This is a genomic window from Paenibacillus sp. J31R98, assembly GCF_056269245.1.
The window spans coordinates 251,175-268,702 of record NZ_JBWDNO010000006.1; the positions used below are offsets into that span (position 1 = coordinate 251,175).

Consider the following 17,528-nt stretch of genomic DNA (forward strand, 5'->3'; position numbering starts at 1 on the left):
AATGATGGAGGTAGATACGCATGGGGGTAACGAAAATATATGCGGGACCCACACTTCCGGACGAAGGGTTAAACCAATTTGATGTATTTATGGATGGTGACATTCCAGGCTATCTGCAACCGCTTATGTCAGAGAATAACGACGTCGATCTGTTGACGGTTGCGATGGAACAATTCTCAAATGTCTATGTAGCAGCAGGAACGCCAGGGACACCTGAGAATGCTGCATATTTGCGACTCTCAAACAATGTAGCTCCGCCAACTGAAGACGGAGACATGCTTAAATCGGTATATGATCTGAATAATGACGGTATTGTTGATAAAGCAGCAAAGCTGCAAGTTGCCCGAACAATCACGTTAACAGGTGATGTGACAGGGAGTGCGGCTTTCGACGGCTCCACGAACATATCCATCCCCTCGTCCATTCCAACCGCAACCCCAACCGATAAGGGTTTATTCAGTGCTGCGGATAAAACAAAGTTAGATGGCGTGGAAACGGGTGCCAACAATTATACACATCCTGCAACGCACCCTGCTACGATGATTACTGACGATGCTCAGCATCGCTTCGTAACGGATTCGGAGAAAGCTGCATGGAGCGCTAAGGGTGATATGCAGCACTCTGTTTATGATATAGATAATGACGGCACAGTCGATCAAGCAGAGAAACTGCAAACGGCAAGGACGATTGCGATCAACGGTGATGTAACAGGTACGACGATCTTTGACGGATCTGCCAATGTCACGATTAACGCGGCTATACCAACCGCCTCGCCGAACGTGAAAGGGCTTATGGGAGCATCAGATAAAGCCAAATTAGATAGCGTTGCAACCGGAGCGAATAATTATGTGCATCCTGCAACGCACCCAGCTACGATGATAACGGAAGACGCAGGGCATCGCTTCGCAACGGACCCGGAGAAAGCTGCATGGAACGCTAAGGGTGACATGCAGCGATCCGTTTATGACGCAGATAATGACGGCACAGTCGATCAAGCAGAGAAACTGCAAACGGCAAGGACGATTGCGATCAACGGTGATGTAACAGGTACGACGATCTTTGACGGATCTGCCAATGTCACGATTAACGCGGCTATACCAACCGCCTCGCCGAACGTGAAAGGGCTAATGGCCGCATCGGATAAAGCCAAATTAGATGGCGTTGCAACCGGAGCGAATAATTATGTGCATCCTGCAACGCACCCAGCTACGATGCTAACGGAAGACGCTACTCACCGCTTCGTAACGGATTCGGAGAAAGCTGCATGGAACGCTAAGGGTGATATGCAGCGCTCCGTCTATGACACCAATAATGACGGAACAGTGGATAAAGCAGCAAAGCTAGCTGCAGCCCGCACGATCTCCTTAACAGGAAGCGTCACTGGGTCGGCGGCCTTCGACGGTTCTGCAAATATATCAATTGTGACTACTGGCAGCGGCGTGGCCGGCAACGTAAAGAACTATGGTGCAGTAGGTAATGGGGTAACAGACGATACGGCGGCAATTCAAGCTTGTTTGGATGCCAATAATGCGGCCTATTTCCCGGCAGGGACATTCCTTACGAAAACGATCGCGATCAATAATGCTTCCCGAAGCATTATTAGCGGATCGGGTCAGGCTACCCTCATTAAGGCGCATCCCCAAACCGTGGGAAGTGTCATTGCAATTAAAGACACAGGTGGTGTTACGATAGAAAAATTGCGTATTGACGGAAACATTGACAATACCGTCAATACGATTGATTGCATCGCAGATGTGATAAGCAATCCAAGCTATATCCGGTACTCAAGCAAGTTCAATGAACTCGACATCGTAAATTTCAACGGAAATGGGATTAACCTTACAGGCAGAGCGATGGACTTCGTTATCAATGATATTGGGATGTGGAATATTGGCGGGTACGGCATAAATTTGCCTAACGTTTCGGACAGTAGTATTTCTCAATGTCATATCGGTGGGACCAAAAAGAATGCTATCCGCATCACCGACAGTAACTATAGAATTGTCGGAACAAAGGTGTTTATGGCTGGCACAGACTTGACCACATCATACGCGGCCATGCACATAGAAAATGCACTAAATGTCATGCTGACGGGTTGTGAATTTCAGCAGAACTGTTATGACGGTCTTATGATTGTAGGCGGCGGCGGACACACGATTACGGACTGCGTATTCGACAGTAACAATAAGATCGGCGTGGAGAGTGTGCCTCCAGGTGTTTTCGGGCAAATCAACGTAAAATCTTCTCCGTTTAACCGGTTTAGCGGAATAATTGCCGATGGACGATTTGTGAATGTGGAGCAGGGTATGCCGTGGAACATGGCCGGCCAGTACGGCATTGTTGTGGACGATAAAAGCCCGTACTGTACGTATAATTTCACATACGCGCCTTATTTCTACAATGTATCTGGCAACTACCCGCGCTTCAAAGGACACTATCTTTCACAGGTCAATGACCATACTTCCGTATTTAAGTTGAACAACTTGGATTATTTTGATTACACTCCTGCAAATGTTTTAATCGGTACGAACGCAACAATTTCCAGCACGCATAGTGGGCCTAATGCTAATGGCGTTACTGTTGCAGGCGGCAAGGGAATTAATTTTACCATGCTTTCGGGGGCATCTTTGACAACATCAAATTATTTTACCCAGAGGATCATTCTTACTACAGCGAACTACAATGTCTTAGGGAAGACCAAGATTTACATCAGCTATGAATCGAAAGCGCTTGAGGGACTATCCATTTTCCTCACGCCCGGAGAGAATAGCACCGCACATCAAACGATCAATGAAACCGGATATGTAAAAGCAACAAACGTGAATCATAACAAAGAGTGGATGTACGGCGCTGGATGGATGCCGCTCATCTATAGCAATGAATCGGGTTACACGATCTACCTCACAGTTGGTATCGGGGTGGATAGCAATAGAAGCGTGAACACAAATGACATTATTGGCTTCATTAAAAATATCAAAGTGTCGTTTGGGTAAGTAACTTTGAACTTTGTCTTGTATACGGATTTGTCGCTAGGAATTCGTAGAAAAAAGGTCGGGATAATAGGGAACCTTAGTCTGGTATGAACCGGACTAAGGTTTCATTATTCTCGTGGAATCTATATCAAACGCTTACATAGTTCCTTTGATACAAAACGGCATCTTTTCATGGTTTTAAAAGAAAAAACTATTGACATGTTACGTTTTGTATCGTAATGTTAGACGTATCAAAGGATACGATTCGTATCATTTTTAAACAAATTGCTACAAAATTCGAAGTTAGGTGAGGGATATGGTCGAAATACATTCGCATATATTGCCTGGCTTGGATGATGGTGCTTTAAGTACTGACGAAGCGCTGAAGATGGCGCGTCAAGCAGTAAATCAGGGAATCACACATATCATTGCAACGCCGCATCATGGGGATGCCGCATACGATACACCAAGAAGCGTCGTACTTGAAGCAACCAGGAGGTTGAATGAAGTATGCAAGCAGCATGACGTTCCTGTAACCATCTATGAAGGACAAGAGGTTCGAGTTCATGCAGATTTGATCGATGAGTACGAGCAGAGCCAGCTTGTGACACTGGCAGGAAGCCGCTACTTATTGCTTGAGCTGCCACCCAATCACATACCCAGCTATATGGATGATCTCATCTTTGAGCTCGCGGTTCGCGGATTGGTTCCGGTTATTGCTCATCCCGAACGCAACAAGGCGTTCAGTGAAGCGCCTGCCAAGCTTGGCTCACTTATTGAACAAGGCGCTTTATGTCAGTTGACTTCGCACTCCTTAATGGGCTTTTTCGGCAGGAAGGTTCAGAAGCTTTCCTTGCATCTATGCAAGAGCGGAATGATACATTACGTTTCATCGGATGCTCATGATGACAGGTTGAGGCCGTTTGCCTTACAAGAGGCCTATCGAGCGGTTCGCAGCGCATTAGGTGAAGCCTATGTGCAGCGCTATCAAGAGAATGGATCACGATTGCTGCGTAACGAGGAAATTGTGGTAGAAGAGCCGGTTATTAAGCGCAGAAGACGGTTTTGGTCAAAATAAGAGCCAACTGGAGGTAGCTTACGTGGAACTGAAAGAGTTACTAAAAATGGTGAGAAAGAGATTGTTCCTCATCACGGTCTTTGTCATTGTTGCTTGCGGGTTAACCGGGGTAAAGAGCTTTCTGTACACGACTCCCGTCTATAAAGCGTCAGCGAAGTTGATTGTCAGTCAATCGGTTGAAGTGAATGGAACGCGAACGATGAACTGGGATGCTATTCAATCGAATATCAAGCTCATTAATTCCTATAAAGAAATTATTAATTCGTCGGCCATCATGGACAAAGTGACAAGTAAATATCCGGATTTAAAAACAACGCCAAGAGAGCTTAGCACCATCCTGCAAGTCACTTCGGCGAGTGATTCACAGGTCATGAACATTCAAGCGACGGATACTTCCTACACGCGAGCAGCTAAAATCGTGAACGCCGTTGCGACCGTCTTCAAGCAAGAAATTCCATCCATTATGCATGTCGATAACGTTACGATTCTGACAGAAGCGAATGTAGGCGCAGAAGCTTCTCCGATCAATAAGAGCCCCATCTTCTATATCGTTCTTAGCTTTATCGTATCTCTCATGCTAGCCGTTGGCTTCGTCTTCCTGCTCGACTACTTTGATGACACGATTAAGAGCGAAGAAGATGTTCTGCAATCGCTCGAGCTTCCCGTGCTATCCCATGTGACCAAAATCAGCAAATCAGATTTGAACCCCCGCAGATCGCGGACATCTGAGAAAAAGGTAGGTGAAGGCACATATGTCACAGCTAGACAATAAACAGCGCCCTCTAGTTACAGCTGTTAATCCAAAGTCACCTGTTTCCGAAGCCTACCGCACGCTGCGTACGAATATTCAATTCTCCGCGATTGATCAGCCTATGAAAGTGCTTATGGTTGCTTCTGCAAGCGTTGGTGAGGGGAAGACAACGACGATTACGAATTTGGCTGTGACCTATGCCCAAGAAGGCAAGAGAGTGCTTCTCATTGATACCGATCTGCGCAGGCCTTCCTTGCATCATGTCTTTCAACAATCGAACCGTGCGGGTCTCACGAGTGCCATTCTGGGTCACCAGCTGCTTACGGAGGTTATTCGAGAGACGGGTGTAGAGAATCTCTACTTAATCACATCCGGACCTATTCCACCTAATCCTTCCGAAATACTAGGCTCGCAGCGGATGCAAATGGTGATAGATGAGCTGAAGGACATGTACGATGTCATTCTCTTCGATACACCGCCTGTTCTTCCGGTCGCTGACAGTCTTATCGTTTCTTCTTACTGTGACGGCGTTATTCTTGTTGTTCATGCCGGCAAGATGAAGAAAGAGATGGTCAAGAAAGCGAAAGCGAACCTGGATCATGTGAAAGCCCGCATTCTCGGCGTCGTTCTCAATAATAAGGAACGTTCTAAGAAAGAAGGGCAATATTACTACTATGCCGAGAAGAAGAATAGCAGAGAGTCTTAAGTAAGCGTTCCTTTGGTAATGTCTACTGGACCATTATCACAAGTAGGCACTCGATCATGCTGTGGGCTGGCTCGCCAGCCTTAGACGTTCATCGTCAAGGGTGTGATGTGAGGCGGGGTTTAATGCCCCCTACTAGCTGGAGTGATTACAGCTAAAAAAACGAGCTATGTTTTTAGTGCGGATAAAGGTATAGCTGGTTTTTTTAACAACAGCTACCTGCTTATAAATCAGATCAATAGGGGTGTAAATGATGATGAAGAAGGTTAGAAAAGCGATTATTCCAGCCGCCGGTTTAGGAACACGCTTCTTGCCAGCCACGAAGGCCATGCCTAAAGAGATGCTTCCCATTGTCGACAAACCTACCATTCAATACATCGTTGAAGAAGCCATTGCATCTGGGATTGAAGATATTATTATCGTGACGGGTAAGGGAAAACGTGCGATTGAGGACCACTTCGACATTGCTTTTGAGCTGGAATCTAGCCTGATGGAGAAGGGAAAGATAGAGCTGCTCGGAGAAGTGCGCAAATCATCCAGTGTAGATATTCATTACATCAGGCAGAAGGAACCAAAGGGTCTAGGTCATGCCGTTTGGTGCGCCCGCAAGTTTATAGGGGACGAGCCATTCGCCGTTCTCCTAGGGGACGATATCGTCGTTGCTGATGTACCTTGTACAAAGCAGCTGATCACCCAGTACGAGGAGGTACAGCGATCCGTTATTGGTGTTCAAGCTATCTCTATTGAACAGACGGAGCGATACGGAGTCGTTGACCCATTAGTGGCAAACGGCAAGCTCTATTCCGTCAATCGTTTCGTGGAGAAGCCTAAGCTAGGTACCGCGCCTTCGAATCTGGCCATTATGGGCAGATACATTCTGACGCCTGACATCTTTGATTATCTGGAGAAACAAGAGGCTGGAGCAGGTGGGGAAATACAGCTTACAGATGCCATTCAGAAGCTGAACGAAGCCAGCGGCGTCTATGCCTACGACTTCGACGGGAAACGCTATGACGTTGGCGAGAAGCTAGGGTTCATCACCACAATGCTTGATTTTGCGCTGATGAATAAGGATCTGCGTCTTCCGCTGTTAGCGGCAATTGAAGAAATTCTTGAACATGAACAATTAAAGAAATATAAATTGTAGGATAGGTGAGGAAGAATGAGTTTATCCACACAGAGAAATGATGGGGATACCATACTGGGCGCCAAGCTTTCTACTTCAATCCAATCGATGGAAGGATCAAGAGGTCTGGTGCAGTACTTAATGGTAAAGCGGGCATTGGATATTGTTCTGGCAGCGCTTGGATTAATGTGCTTAACTCCTCTATTCCTTATCGTGGCCATACTGATTAAACTCGAGGACCCTCACGGTCCTATTTTTTTTCATCAAGTTCGAATTGGCAAGGACGAGAAGCCGTTTCGGATGTATAAGTTCCGGTCCATGGTTTCCAATGCGGAAGAGCTGCTTCATGGACTGCTCAGCCAGAACGAAATTGACGGTGCAATGTTCAAGATGAAAGCAGATCCGAGAATTACAAGAGTAGGGAAGTTCATTAGGAAAACGAGTATTGATGAGCTGCCACAGCTATGGAACGTAATCATCGGTAATATGTCCATTGTCGGACCTAGACCGCCGCTTCCGCGTGAAGTAGAGAAGTATACGAGTTACGACAAATTGAGACTTATAGCCATGCCGGGCTGCACCGGTTTATGGCAGATCAGCGGAAGAAATGGGCTGAGCTTCGGCGAGATGGTTGAGCTAGATCTCACTTACATCGAGCAACGAAGCGTTTTTGTCGATGTCAAAATTATGTTCAAGACAGTCCGGGTATTGCTTGGAACGAAGGATGCCTTCTAACTGGAGATTATATAGATTGAGGTGCGCAAATGGATAAAAGCTCGAGCATCTATGTTGCAGGTCATCGGGGATTAGTAGGTTCAGCGATTCTAAGAGAGTTGGTGAGAAGAGGTTATGACAATCTCATCTACCGTTCCAGCTCAGAGCTCGACCTAAGGAAGCTTGATCAAGTTCAGGACTTCTTTGAGCAGCATCAGATCGACTATGTCTTCCTGGCTGCGGCTAAAGTAGGCGGCATCGTGGCGAACAATGATTATCCGGCGGATTTCATCCGAGATAATCTATTGATCCAAACGAACGTCATCGACACCGCGTATCGTGCTGGCGTCAAGAAGCTGATGTTCCTCGGTTCCACTTGTATCTATCCTAAGTTTGCGCCTCAGCCGCTCAAGGAAGAGTACTTGCTGACTGGTTCGCTTGAGCCTACGAATGAACCTTACGCGATTGCTAAGATTGCCGGAATCAACATGTGCCAATCGTATAATCGCCAATACGGAACGAAGTTTATATCCGTCATGCCGACGAATATGTACGGACCGAATGATAATTTTGATCTGGATACTTCGCATGTGCTGCCGGCACTGATCCGGAAATTTCACGAGGCGAAATTAGCAGGCGCGTCTCAGGTTGAGATATGGGGAACAGGGCAGCCAAGGCGTGAGTTCTTGCACTCCGACGATCTGGCAGAAGCTTGTCTTTTCTTAATGGACCATTACGAGGATAGCGAGATCGTGAATGTCGGCGTGGGAGAAGATATCTCGATTCGGGAACTGGCGGAGCTTATTCAGCGGCTTGTCGGTTATCAAGGCGAGCTTGCCTTCAATACTTCCAAGCCAGATGGGACGCCAAGAAAATTGGTGGATGTTACGAAGATCAATCGTCTAGGTTGGAAGGCTGGCATTCCGCTTCAGGATGGAATTAAGTCAGCCTATGCGGCTTTTCAACAACAGTATTTAGTGAATCACTAATAATCGATATCCGGAGGAACATATATGCAGAAACGTGCTCTGATTACAGGTGTTACGGGTCAAGATGGATCTTACCTGGCAGAATTGCTGCTGGAGAAAGGTTACGAGGTATATGGACTGCGAAGAAGAACAAGTACTCCAAACTACGAGAATGTCAGCCATATTAAAGACAGAATCAAATGGATCTCCGGAGACCTGACAGACCTTGCTTCCTTAATTGAAGCGGTCAAGGCTTCTGATCCGGATGAGGTCTACAACTTGGCCGCTCAATCGTTCGTAGCTGCCTCTTGGCCTCAGCCCTTATTGACAGGTCATGTCACGGCATTATCCGTAACGAATATGCTGGAGGCTGTAAGAATCATGAAGCCGACAGCGAAGTTCTATCAAGCATCGAGCAGCGAGATGTTCGGCAAAGTCGTAGAGACGCCGCAGAAGGAAACAACGCCTTTCTATCCGCGCAGCCCATATGGTGTAGCGAAGGTATATGGGCATTGGATTACTGTGAATTATCGGGAGAGCTTCAATATGTTCGCTTGCTCAGGCATTCTGTTCAACCATGAATCGCCTCGTCGTGGTTTGGAATTTGTTACACGTAAAGTAACGGATGGCGTTGCGAGAATTAAGCTGGGTCTGCAGAACGAGCTTCGAATGGGAAATATCGATTCGCTGCGCGATTGGGGCTTTGCAGGCGATTACGTGAGAGCGATGTGGCTGATGCTCCAGCAGGATGAGCCTGATGATTATGTGATTTCGACTGGTGAGATGCATACCGTTAAAGAGCTGCTGGAAGTGGCATTCTCTTATGTGGGACTTAATTATGAGGACTATGTTGTTATTGATGAAGCTTTCGTACGGCCGGCCGAAGTCGATCTATTGCTGGGCGATTGCTCGAAGGCGAAGGAACAGCTAGGATGGGAGCTTCACGTTGGCTTCAAACAGCTGATTCATATGATGGTCGACGAGGATTTGAAACGAGTGAAGGCGGAGGATCGTTACAATCAGCTTATGTTAACGTTCTAAAGCATCCTGAGCAATTAGTGGCAGCTTGCTGGACATCTTGTTCTAAGGAGATTCAGAGATATGGCTGTTAAAAAGTATCTTTTTGTAACGAATGCTCTTTCATACGGCGGAGCAGAGAAAGTTGTATCTATATTAGCAAGCGGCATTGCTGAACGTGGATATGAAGTTCATTTAATCCTTTATAAAAAAGATAAGGATGAATATCCGATCTCTGATAAAGTGAACATTCACTTTCTGCCTAAAATTGAGGGCAAGCACCGAATCAAGTATTTTGCTAAAATGCTTTCAGCTATGAGACGAAAGATCGCTGAAGTCGACCCTGATGTCATCATACCTTTTCTGCCCAATCAAGTGATTCACTTCTTTATCGCGTCCAGATTGATGAATATTCCGTTCGTGGCTACCGTTCGAAACAATCCGTTTGTATATCCGGATTCAAAACCGATGAGAACGATTGGAAAGATCGTTGCCTTATTGGCATCAGGGATATTCCTTCAAACGGATGAACAAGCCGGTTTCTTCCCGAGATTTGCAAAACGTAAAACGTTCGTAATTCCTAATCCGGTAAGTAACGACTTAATTGATTGTAACTATTCGAATAGAGAGCATATTCAAGAAATAGCAACATTCGGAAGGTTAAGCACCCAGAAGAACCAACATTTACTGATTGAGGCTTTTGCAATCGTGCTTCAATCGAATCCATCTATACGATTGAGCCTTTATGGAGCAGGAGAAGAAGAACACAATTTGAAGGCGCTCGTGGGCAAACTGGGCGTAGAGGATGCTGTAACGTTTAGAGGAAGAGCAGCTAGCCTTGGTGAGGCGTTGATGTCTACAGATTTGTTTGTTCTATCGTCCAAATATGAAGGGATGCCTAATGCATTAATGGAAGCTATGGCGGTCGGGATACCTTGTATTTCGACGGATTGCCCGACTGGCCCGAAGGATTTAATTGATCATATGAAAGACGGTATCTTGGTTAAAAGCAACAATGTCAGCGATTTAGTTTCTGCGATTCATTACTGCATCACGAATCCCGTATTTTGCAATCATGCAGGAAGAGCGGCAAAGAAAAAGATCAAAGAAGGATATCAAGTGGATATCATCATCGATAAGTTTATTCATGAAATAAACGGGGTTAAAGGGTGTTCCTAATATGAAACAGAACGAGATGAGTATTAATTTGAAAGGCATTCTATTTACCAGCATTGTTGTGCTCATGCTGATCGGTTTAGTTCTTCCAGGAATGACGGGGTCATGGACAAGAAATGACGCTTGGATGGCGTATACGTACACCTTTCATTATTCAACGCTTACAACATTATGCTCTTCCATGGCAATCTGTTTCATTTATCTGCTGCTGATTGTTTGCATCTGGAGTAATCACCGAAGAGGGAAGGCTCTTTTATTTATCTATTTAAGCACGCTTGTTTTTGTTGTATGGGCTTTATTTACCATCTACGAAGCGAGCTTCCAAGCCATGCTTCTTGGTGATGTATCGATCAATATTATTCTGGTTCCGCTCTTCTATTTACTTGGTTATGAGAAGAGTGTTTTTGAGAGCGCCAGAAGAATGATGCCATATATCCTCGTCATCATGTGCGGGTTGATTATATGGAGCAGTGTTTCTTTTATGTTGCAATATGGGGTATCTACGGAAACAATATCCTCCCCTAGCAAAGAAATGTTTGCTGTCGCAATAAGTGCATATTGGTGTTATGCGCTGGGGATGCCTGAAAACTATCGTTTCCATAGATCCTTTAAATATGTGCTAGGTATTTGTTTGTTAATTTGTGCGTTTATGGTTCGTTCCAGAAGCTGGGTTATTCAGTGTGTGTTGCTCCTATATGCCATGTCCACCTATGGCTCTGGAAAGAAGGCAGCATTGCGGAAAGTACTTGCGATTTTCAGTGTTGTACTCGTGTTTGTCCTCATTATTTATCTGCTGCCTAATGTAACAGGGGCTCTATTTAACCGTATCAATGAAGATACGAGATCCGGTCAATATGAAACGTTCTTCTCGCAAGTCCAGCCGGTTAGTTTGATATGGGGACAAGGGTTTAATGCCGGCTACAGCTATATAGGAATTGAAAACTATCAATACTTTGATAACCAGTTTATCTACATCATGTTTCATTATGGAGCTCTTCCCGTTCTTTGTTTATTAGGTGTTATCAGCGGTCTATTTAGAAAAATCAATAAGGATCGTCTTACTGCGGAAGAGAGAGCCTATATTATCGGATGCCGGATGATGAGCTTCTTCTTCTTGGCGGCTTTAGGCGGGTTGTCTGTCTATTTCAAATTCGGATGGAATCTGAGTACATTATTGGTATTTGTCTTTATTGGGCGAGGGCTTAAGATAATGAGCGAGGCAAGAGAGCTTCAGAATCATAGCGAGTTGCGGGTTGTAAAGCCGCGAGTGCACAAGAGCGTCATTTATCTTGATAAAATAACAGGCTAATCTATTGGAGGAACTTTAATGAGGAAGAGAGTCTTTCTTCATGGACTGTGTAATTATCCTCGCGGTTCAGCCGCTGCTAATTATATGCAATATTTATCTTTGGCGTTGAAAGAGGCGCATTACGATGTCTACCTGAATTCAAACTTGAATGATGAATTTAAGCTTCTGGAGCAAGAAGGCATTTTGAAATATAACGGTGTTAAGATCATTCCATATAACATGCCGAAGAATAAAATTTTAAACTTCGTAGAACGTAAGATGAGAGGGCATATCGTCGTCAATATGTTGAAGCAGCACAAGATTACAAGAGAAGATATTGTTATGTTAATTTCTCCAAATGTACACGTTCATCGTGAGGTACTAAATTACAAAAAGAAAATTGGATTTAAGACCGTTAGCTGCGCCTTGGAGTGGTTCGCTATGAGCCAATACAAGTCAAGACGCGAATGGAAGAAGAACAACATATATTTTGATCGTTTCCTACCTCGACATGACTTACTCTTTCCCATCTCAACTTATATCGAAAATCATTTCTTGGAGAAGGACTGTAATACGATGTGCTTGCCGATTATGGCCGATGTACATGAGCATTCGGTAGGAACGAAGTCATTTGCTAAGATCAAATTCATTTTTCCGGGTAACGGGATGATGAAGGATGCAATTGAAGTGATTCTAAAGAGCTTTAGTCGGCTTGCTCCTGATGACAAGAGGCGGGTGGAATTACATCTATGCGGTGTTAAACAGGAGCAAATTGAAGCTATATTGACTCCACAAGAATATGAGAGTCTTAAAGATGTACTCGTCATACACCAATGGATGCAGTACAAAGAACTTATAACGTTATATCAGGCTATGCATTTCTTAATACTAGCAAGAGAAGAGAATCAAATGACGCTGGCGAACTTCCCAAGCAAAGTTCCTGAAGTCATGTGCTATGGTGTCATACCGATCGTTTCTCGTGTAGGTGATTATACCAAATATTATCTGGAGGACAATGTGAACAGCCTGATCTTTGACGGCTGCGATATCGATCTGTGCTTGGACAAAATCAATCAAGCGTTGTCGATGACGCAAAGAGAGATTGCAGAATTATCGGCCAGGTCAAGGGAATGTGCTGAGAAGAAATTCGATTATCGAAATTGGGTTGGAAAGATCCATCATGCTCTTGAAAGCTTATAACGAATATGAAAGAACTCGTCTTCATGGAAGACGGGTTCTTTATTTTGGAGGTCAAGTGAAATGACGATAAAAGAGTTCGTGAAAAGCAGTCCACTCTTATTCAACGCGTTTAAAGCAGCACGGAACGCAAAGAATTCAATTTCCAGTTTAGTGCCTGACGAGCCCTATATCAAAATGCAATACAGAATACAAATGGGCAAGACAATCGATCTGAATAATCCTCAGACATTTAATGAAAAGATCCAATGGATGAAGCTGTATGATCGAAATCCTCTAATGACGAAGTGTGCGGATAAGTATGAGGTCAGAAGCTATGTTGAAGAGAAGATCGGCAAAGGACTTTTGAATAAGCTTTATGGCGTTTACGAAAAAGTAGAGGATATTGATCTATCAGTGCTACCGAGCTCCTTCGTTATTAAGGTTAATCACGGCAGCGGACAGAATATCTTATGCCGGGATAAGAGCCAAATGGATTTTAATAAAGCCTTCTCATCAATCAAGGACTTTATGAAAACCAATCATTATTATTATGGCAGAGAGTGGGCCTACAAGAATATAAAGCCATTAATTATTATTGAAGAGTATCTCGATGATCATGGTCGTCCGCCAGCTGATTACAAGATTTTATGTTTTCATGGCAAACCGGAAATGATCCAAATCGACCTGGATCGTTTTGGAGATCATCGGAGGAATTACTACAATGTCGATTGGACTCAGATGGACTTACAGTTTGTCAAAGAAAATTCTTTAGAAGAAGTGCCTAAACCGCAGCATTTGAATGAGATGGTAAGCTACGCTGCCACTCTAGCCGAAGGATTTCCTTTTGTAAGAATCGATTTTTATAATTTTGCCGGCAAACTATATTTCGGAGAAATGACCTTTTATCCGAATAACGGTATTGGAACGTTCTACCCTCTAGAGTCCAACAAAATGATTGGCAATAAACTAACTTTACCTGTGTAACAAAGGAGGGGGAGAATGAAATTAAGCATCGTACTTGGAGATGTTTTCAAAAAAGCTAGAATAAATGAAATTTTGTATAGTAACAACTTTGCTCGTAAAATATTGGCTTCATCCGTTAATAATAAAATTCCAACTTCAGATACGGCTAGAAAATATTTATGTGATTTAAGCGCTAAGCCAGCAGGAACCAGTTGCGTTAATAATACGATTCAAAAAATAGAATATGATTTGAAAATTATTATTCCGGCATATAACGTGGAGCAATATATAGATGAATGTCTGTCTTCTATTTTTGCTCAAAGAACAGAATACACCTTCTCTATTGTTGTGATTAACGATGGTTCGAAAGACAACACGAGAGAAATTCTGAAAAAATATGAAGGGTTCCCGAATATGGAAATTATTGATCAAGCCAATAAAGGTCATTCAGGGGCTAGAAATACAGGACTGCAGAATATTAATAGTACCTATCTGATGTTTGTTGACTCCGATGACAAACTTGAGAGCAATGCCATACAAGCCTTGCTGACCTCCGCTTTTAACAATAATTCCGATGTTGTTGAAGGAGGATATTGCAAATTCACTCATGATAATGTCTTGCATAAAAATACCCACCGCACCAATAATGACACGAAAGCACTAGGGAACTTAACCGGATTCCCATGGGGAAAAGTCATCAGGTCATCATTATTCGAGCATATTGGGTTTCCAGAAGGGTTCTGGTATGAAGATACGATTATTTCATACTTAATTTATTCACAGAGTAAAAAGTCATCCACCGTTAGCGATCATGTATATCTGTATCGCCAAAATCCCACAGGAATCACCCAGATTTCTAAAAAAAATAATAAATGTATCGATACGTACTGGATACTAGAACAAATGTTCAAAGATATGAAACAGCTTAATTTAAGTTTGACTCAGGATCTCTACGAGGAGACGTTACGACAGATTCATTTGAATTTTAAACGAACGAAGCGCATGGACGATATGGCGCAGAAAAGCATATTTACTCTTTCAATAAATATTATGGAAACACAATTCAAGGATTATAAAACATCTACAGCTGCCTATAAAGATTTGGAAAATTCTTTGAGATCTTATAACTACAAGCAGTATTACCAGTATTGTGCGATGTTATAGTACTTCCGAAACTATTTTGATACGAAATGTATCATAAATCTGCAAGCTTAAGCGCAAGTTGACGAAATAGGGAGGACAATCAGTTGAAAATTTTGCAAGTCAACAAGTTTCTCTATTGGTTCGGCGGCAGCGAGACGTATTGCTTCAAGCTGTCGGATCACTTGACGAAGCAAGGGCATGAGGTACAGTTTTTCGGCATGGATCATGAACGCAACGTGAAGGGTAATGCGCTCGGGGTCAACGTTTCCAATGTCGAGTTCAAGAAGATGTCGATTAATAAAATCAACTATCCGTTTCGGATTATCTATTCGTTTGAAGCTAAGAAAAAAATCAGACAGGTCATTGAGGCGTTCAAGCCGGATATCATTCATCTCAACAATATCAACTTTCAGCTTACGCCTTCGATCTTGTACGAAATCAAGAAGCACAACATCCCGGTTGTCATGACGCTGCACGACTTCCAACTTGTTTGTCCGAACCACATGCTGTACCTCGAGCATGAGGCGCGTATTTGCGAAGATTGCAAAGGTCGCAAATATTTCAGTTGCGTGACGAACAACTGCTTGCACGACTCGAAGATAAAAAGCATGCTGGCTGCGTTTGAAGGCTACTTGCACCACAAGCTCAAGTCTTATGACGATGCGATTGACATGTTCATTGCACCGAGCCGGTTTCTGCAAAATAAGTTTGTCGAGTTCGGAGAATCAGCCAGCCGTATTAAAGTCATCTCGAACTTTATTGATCAGCCGGCTCCGACAGAAGCAACGGTTAAGGGCGACTACATCCTCTATTTCGGTCGACTCTCCGTGCAAAAAGGAATTCGGACGCTCATTCAAGCAATGAAGCGGTTGCCGCATCTGAAGCTGATCGTGGCGGGCGAAGGGGACCTGGAGAAGGAGGTCGCCGAAGTGCCCAACATTGAATACGTCGGCTTCCGTACGGGGGATGAGCTCAACGACTTGATCAAGCGTGCGCTGTTCACGGTGTATCCATCGGAATGGTACGAGAATTGCCCGATGTCCGTGCTGGAATCGCAAATGTACGGCACGCCGGTTATCGGCGCCAATATTGGCGGCATTCCGGAATTGGTCGACCATCAAGTCGATGGCTTGCTGTTCCCGCCTGGCGATGCTCTGCAGTTGGCTGACAACATTCGTTATCTGTACGACAACCGGGACGTGCTAACGGAATACACCCAGCGCTGCGTCGTGAAAGTTCAGAAGTTTTCTATTGATCGGTATTACGCCGAGTTAATGAATGTGTATGAGAGTGTGCTCCACAAAGCGAAGGAGGAGGGCGCATGAAAGTTGCGATGATCGGACAGAAAGGCATTCCGTCCCGATCGGGAGGGATCGAGGTACATGTTGAGGAGCTAGCCAAACGGCTGGCTGGCCAAGGCTGCGATTTGATCGTGTATTGCCGGGAAGGCTACAGCGACGCTCCGATTATCGAACCGATCCAAGGTTTGCAAGTGAAAAAGACGAGTTCGATCAAGTCCAAGCATCTGGACGCTATCTCGCATACGCTCTCTTCGACTATTCATGCTTTGTTCGCCAAGTGCGATATTTTTCACTATCATGCATTAGGCCCTTCCACCTTATCGTTCATTCCGAGGCTATTCGGCAAAAAAGTCGTGTGCACCGTTCACGGACTGGATTGGCAGAGGGCCAAATGGGGCAGGCTCGCATCTAGCTACTTGAAATTCGGCGAATATGCTACTGCGAAGTTCTCGCATGAGACCATTACCGTATCTGACGCCTTAGTCGACTACTACAGAAACAAATACACGCGTGAAATTAAATACATTCCTAACGGCGTCGAGAAGCCGATGAATCTCTCGCCGAACATTATCCTCCATAAATACGGGCTGGACAAAGACAGCTACGTACTCTTCCTAGCTCGCCTTGTCCCAGAGAAGGGAGCGCATTATCTAATCGAAGCGTTCAAGTCGCTGCCTCCGGGCAAGAAGCTCGTTATTGCCGGGGGATCCAGTCATAGCGACGAATATGCTGAAAGTCTCAGACGGTTGGCTGCAGACCGCGCCGATATTGTATTTACAGGATTTGTTACGGGAAATGAGCTGAAAGAACTGTACAGCAATTGTTACTTGTATGTGCTCCCTTCCGATGTTGAAGGTCTTCCCATCAGCTTGCTGGAAGCGATGAGTTACGAGAACTATTGCTTGACCAGCGACATTGCGGAGAACGCTAACGTTGTCGGCAAACTCGGTGCTACCTTCGCGGCGGCCGATACGGCAGATCTAGCAAACAAACTGCGGTATTTGCTGGACCATCCGGACGTTGTACAATCCAGCAGGGCCGAGACCCGGGAATACGTCATGCAAAAATATAACTGGGACGAGATTTGCCAGTCCACGCTCAACGTATACAAACGGTTGGGATAACGGATTATCCGCTGGAGGTGAACGA

15 protein-coding genes are annotated in these 17,528 nt (G+C 44.6%); all 15 read left to right on the forward strand.

All coding sequences use genetic code 11. The features are described 5' to 3' along the window. The first annotated feature begins 20 nt into the window (after nt 1–20). Nucleotides 21–2,993, forward strand: coding sequence for a right-handed parallel beta-helix repeat-containing protein (locus tag AC0YNX_RS21975; RefSeq protein WP_475817848.1), 2,973 nt, complete (start codon nt 21–23; stop codon nt 2,991–2,993). 295 nt (nt 2,994–3,288) lie between these two features. Next, nucleotides 3,289–4,050: a tyrosine-protein phosphatase gene (locus AC0YNX_RS21980; protein WP_475817849.1), complete on the forward strand. Its 762-nt coding sequence runs from the start codon at nt 3,289–3,291 to the stop codon at nt 4,048–4,050. 22 nt (nt 4,051–4,072) lie between these two features. After that, nucleotides 4,073–4,822 carry a YveK family protein gene (locus AC0YNX_RS21985; protein WP_475817850.1) on the forward strand — a complete coding sequence of 250 codons (750 nt, stop codon included), beginning with the start codon at nt 4,073–4,075 and terminating at the stop codon, nt 4,820–4,822. After that, nucleotides 4,803–5,507 carry a CpsD/CapB family tyrosine-protein kinase gene (locus AC0YNX_RS21990; RefSeq protein ID WP_475817851.1) on the forward strand — a complete coding sequence of 235 codons (705 nt, stop codon included), beginning with the start codon at nt 4,803–4,805 and terminating at the stop codon, nt 5,505–5,507. The genes AC0YNX_RS21985 and AC0YNX_RS21990 overlap by 20 nt, the downstream gene beginning before the upstream one ends. A 253-nt stretch (nt 5,508–5,760) precedes the next feature. Then, complete coding sequence (galU, locus tag AC0YNX_RS21995; protein ID WP_475817983.1) at nt 5,761–6,651, forward strand: UTP--glucose-1-phosphate uridylyltransferase GalU; 891 nt, start codon at nt 5,761–5,763, stop codon at nt 6,649–6,651. Between the two features lie 15 nt (nt 6,652–6,666). Further along, entirely contained in the window at nt 6,667–7,365 is a 699-nt protein-coding gene (locus tag AC0YNX_RS22000) for a sugar transferase (RefSeq protein ID WP_475817852.1), read from the forward strand. 29 nt (nt 7,366–7,394) lie between these two features. Further along, complete coding sequence (locus AC0YNX_RS22005) at nt 7,395–8,333, forward strand: GDP-L-fucose synthase family protein (protein WP_475817853.1); 939 nt, start codon at nt 7,395–7,397, stop codon at nt 8,331–8,333. A 24-nt stretch (nt 8,334–8,357) separates the two neighbouring features. Continuing rightward, on the forward strand, nt 8,358–9,353 hold the full coding sequence (gmd, locus tag AC0YNX_RS22010; protein ID WP_475817854.1) for a GDP-mannose 4,6-dehydratase: 996 nt from the start codon (nt 8,358–8,360) through the stop codon (nt 9,351–9,353). A gap of 60 nt (nt 9,354–9,413) precedes the next feature. Further along, the gene (locus AC0YNX_RS22015; RefSeq protein WP_475817855.1) at nt 9,414–10,508 is read left to right on the forward strand and encodes a glycosyltransferase; all 1,095 of its coding nucleotides are present in this window, start codon (nt 9,414–9,416) and stop codon (nt 10,506–10,508) included. Between the two features lies 1 nt (nt 10,509). Then, a complete protein-coding gene (locus tag AC0YNX_RS22020; protein WP_475817856.1) occupies nt 10,510–11,814 on the forward strand; it encodes a hypothetical protein in 1,305 nt (434 codons plus the stop codon). A gap of 18 nt (nt 11,815–11,832) precedes the next feature. Next, nucleotides 11,833–12,993: a glycosyltransferase gene (locus AC0YNX_RS22025; RefSeq protein WP_475817857.1), complete on the forward strand. Its 1,161-nt coding sequence runs from the start codon at nt 11,833–11,835 to the stop codon at nt 12,991–12,993. A 60-nt stretch (nt 12,994–13,053) separates the two neighbouring features. After that, on the forward strand, nt 13,054–13,956 hold the full coding sequence (locus AC0YNX_RS22030; RefSeq protein WP_475817858.1) for an ATP-grasp fold amidoligase family protein: 903 nt from the start codon (nt 13,054–13,056) through the stop codon (nt 13,954–13,956). Between the two features lie 15 nt (nt 13,957–13,971). Beyond that, entirely contained in the window at nt 13,972–15,099 is a 1,128-nt protein-coding gene (locus AC0YNX_RS22035) for a glycosyltransferase family 2 protein (protein WP_475817859.1), read from the forward strand. An 83-nt stretch (nt 15,100–15,182) separates the two neighbouring features. Continuing rightward, nucleotides 15,183–16,403, forward strand: coding sequence for a glycosyltransferase family 4 protein (locus tag AC0YNX_RS22040; RefSeq protein ID WP_475817860.1), 1,221 nt, complete (start codon nt 15,183–15,185; stop codon nt 16,401–16,403). Beyond that, complete coding sequence (locus tag AC0YNX_RS22045; protein ID WP_475817861.1) at nt 16,400–17,503, forward strand: glycosyltransferase family 4 protein; 1,104 nt, start codon at nt 16,400–16,402, stop codon at nt 17,501–17,503. The genes AC0YNX_RS22040 and AC0YNX_RS22045 overlap by 4 nt, the downstream gene beginning before the upstream one ends. Nucleotides 17,504–17,528: the final 25 nt, after the last annotated feature.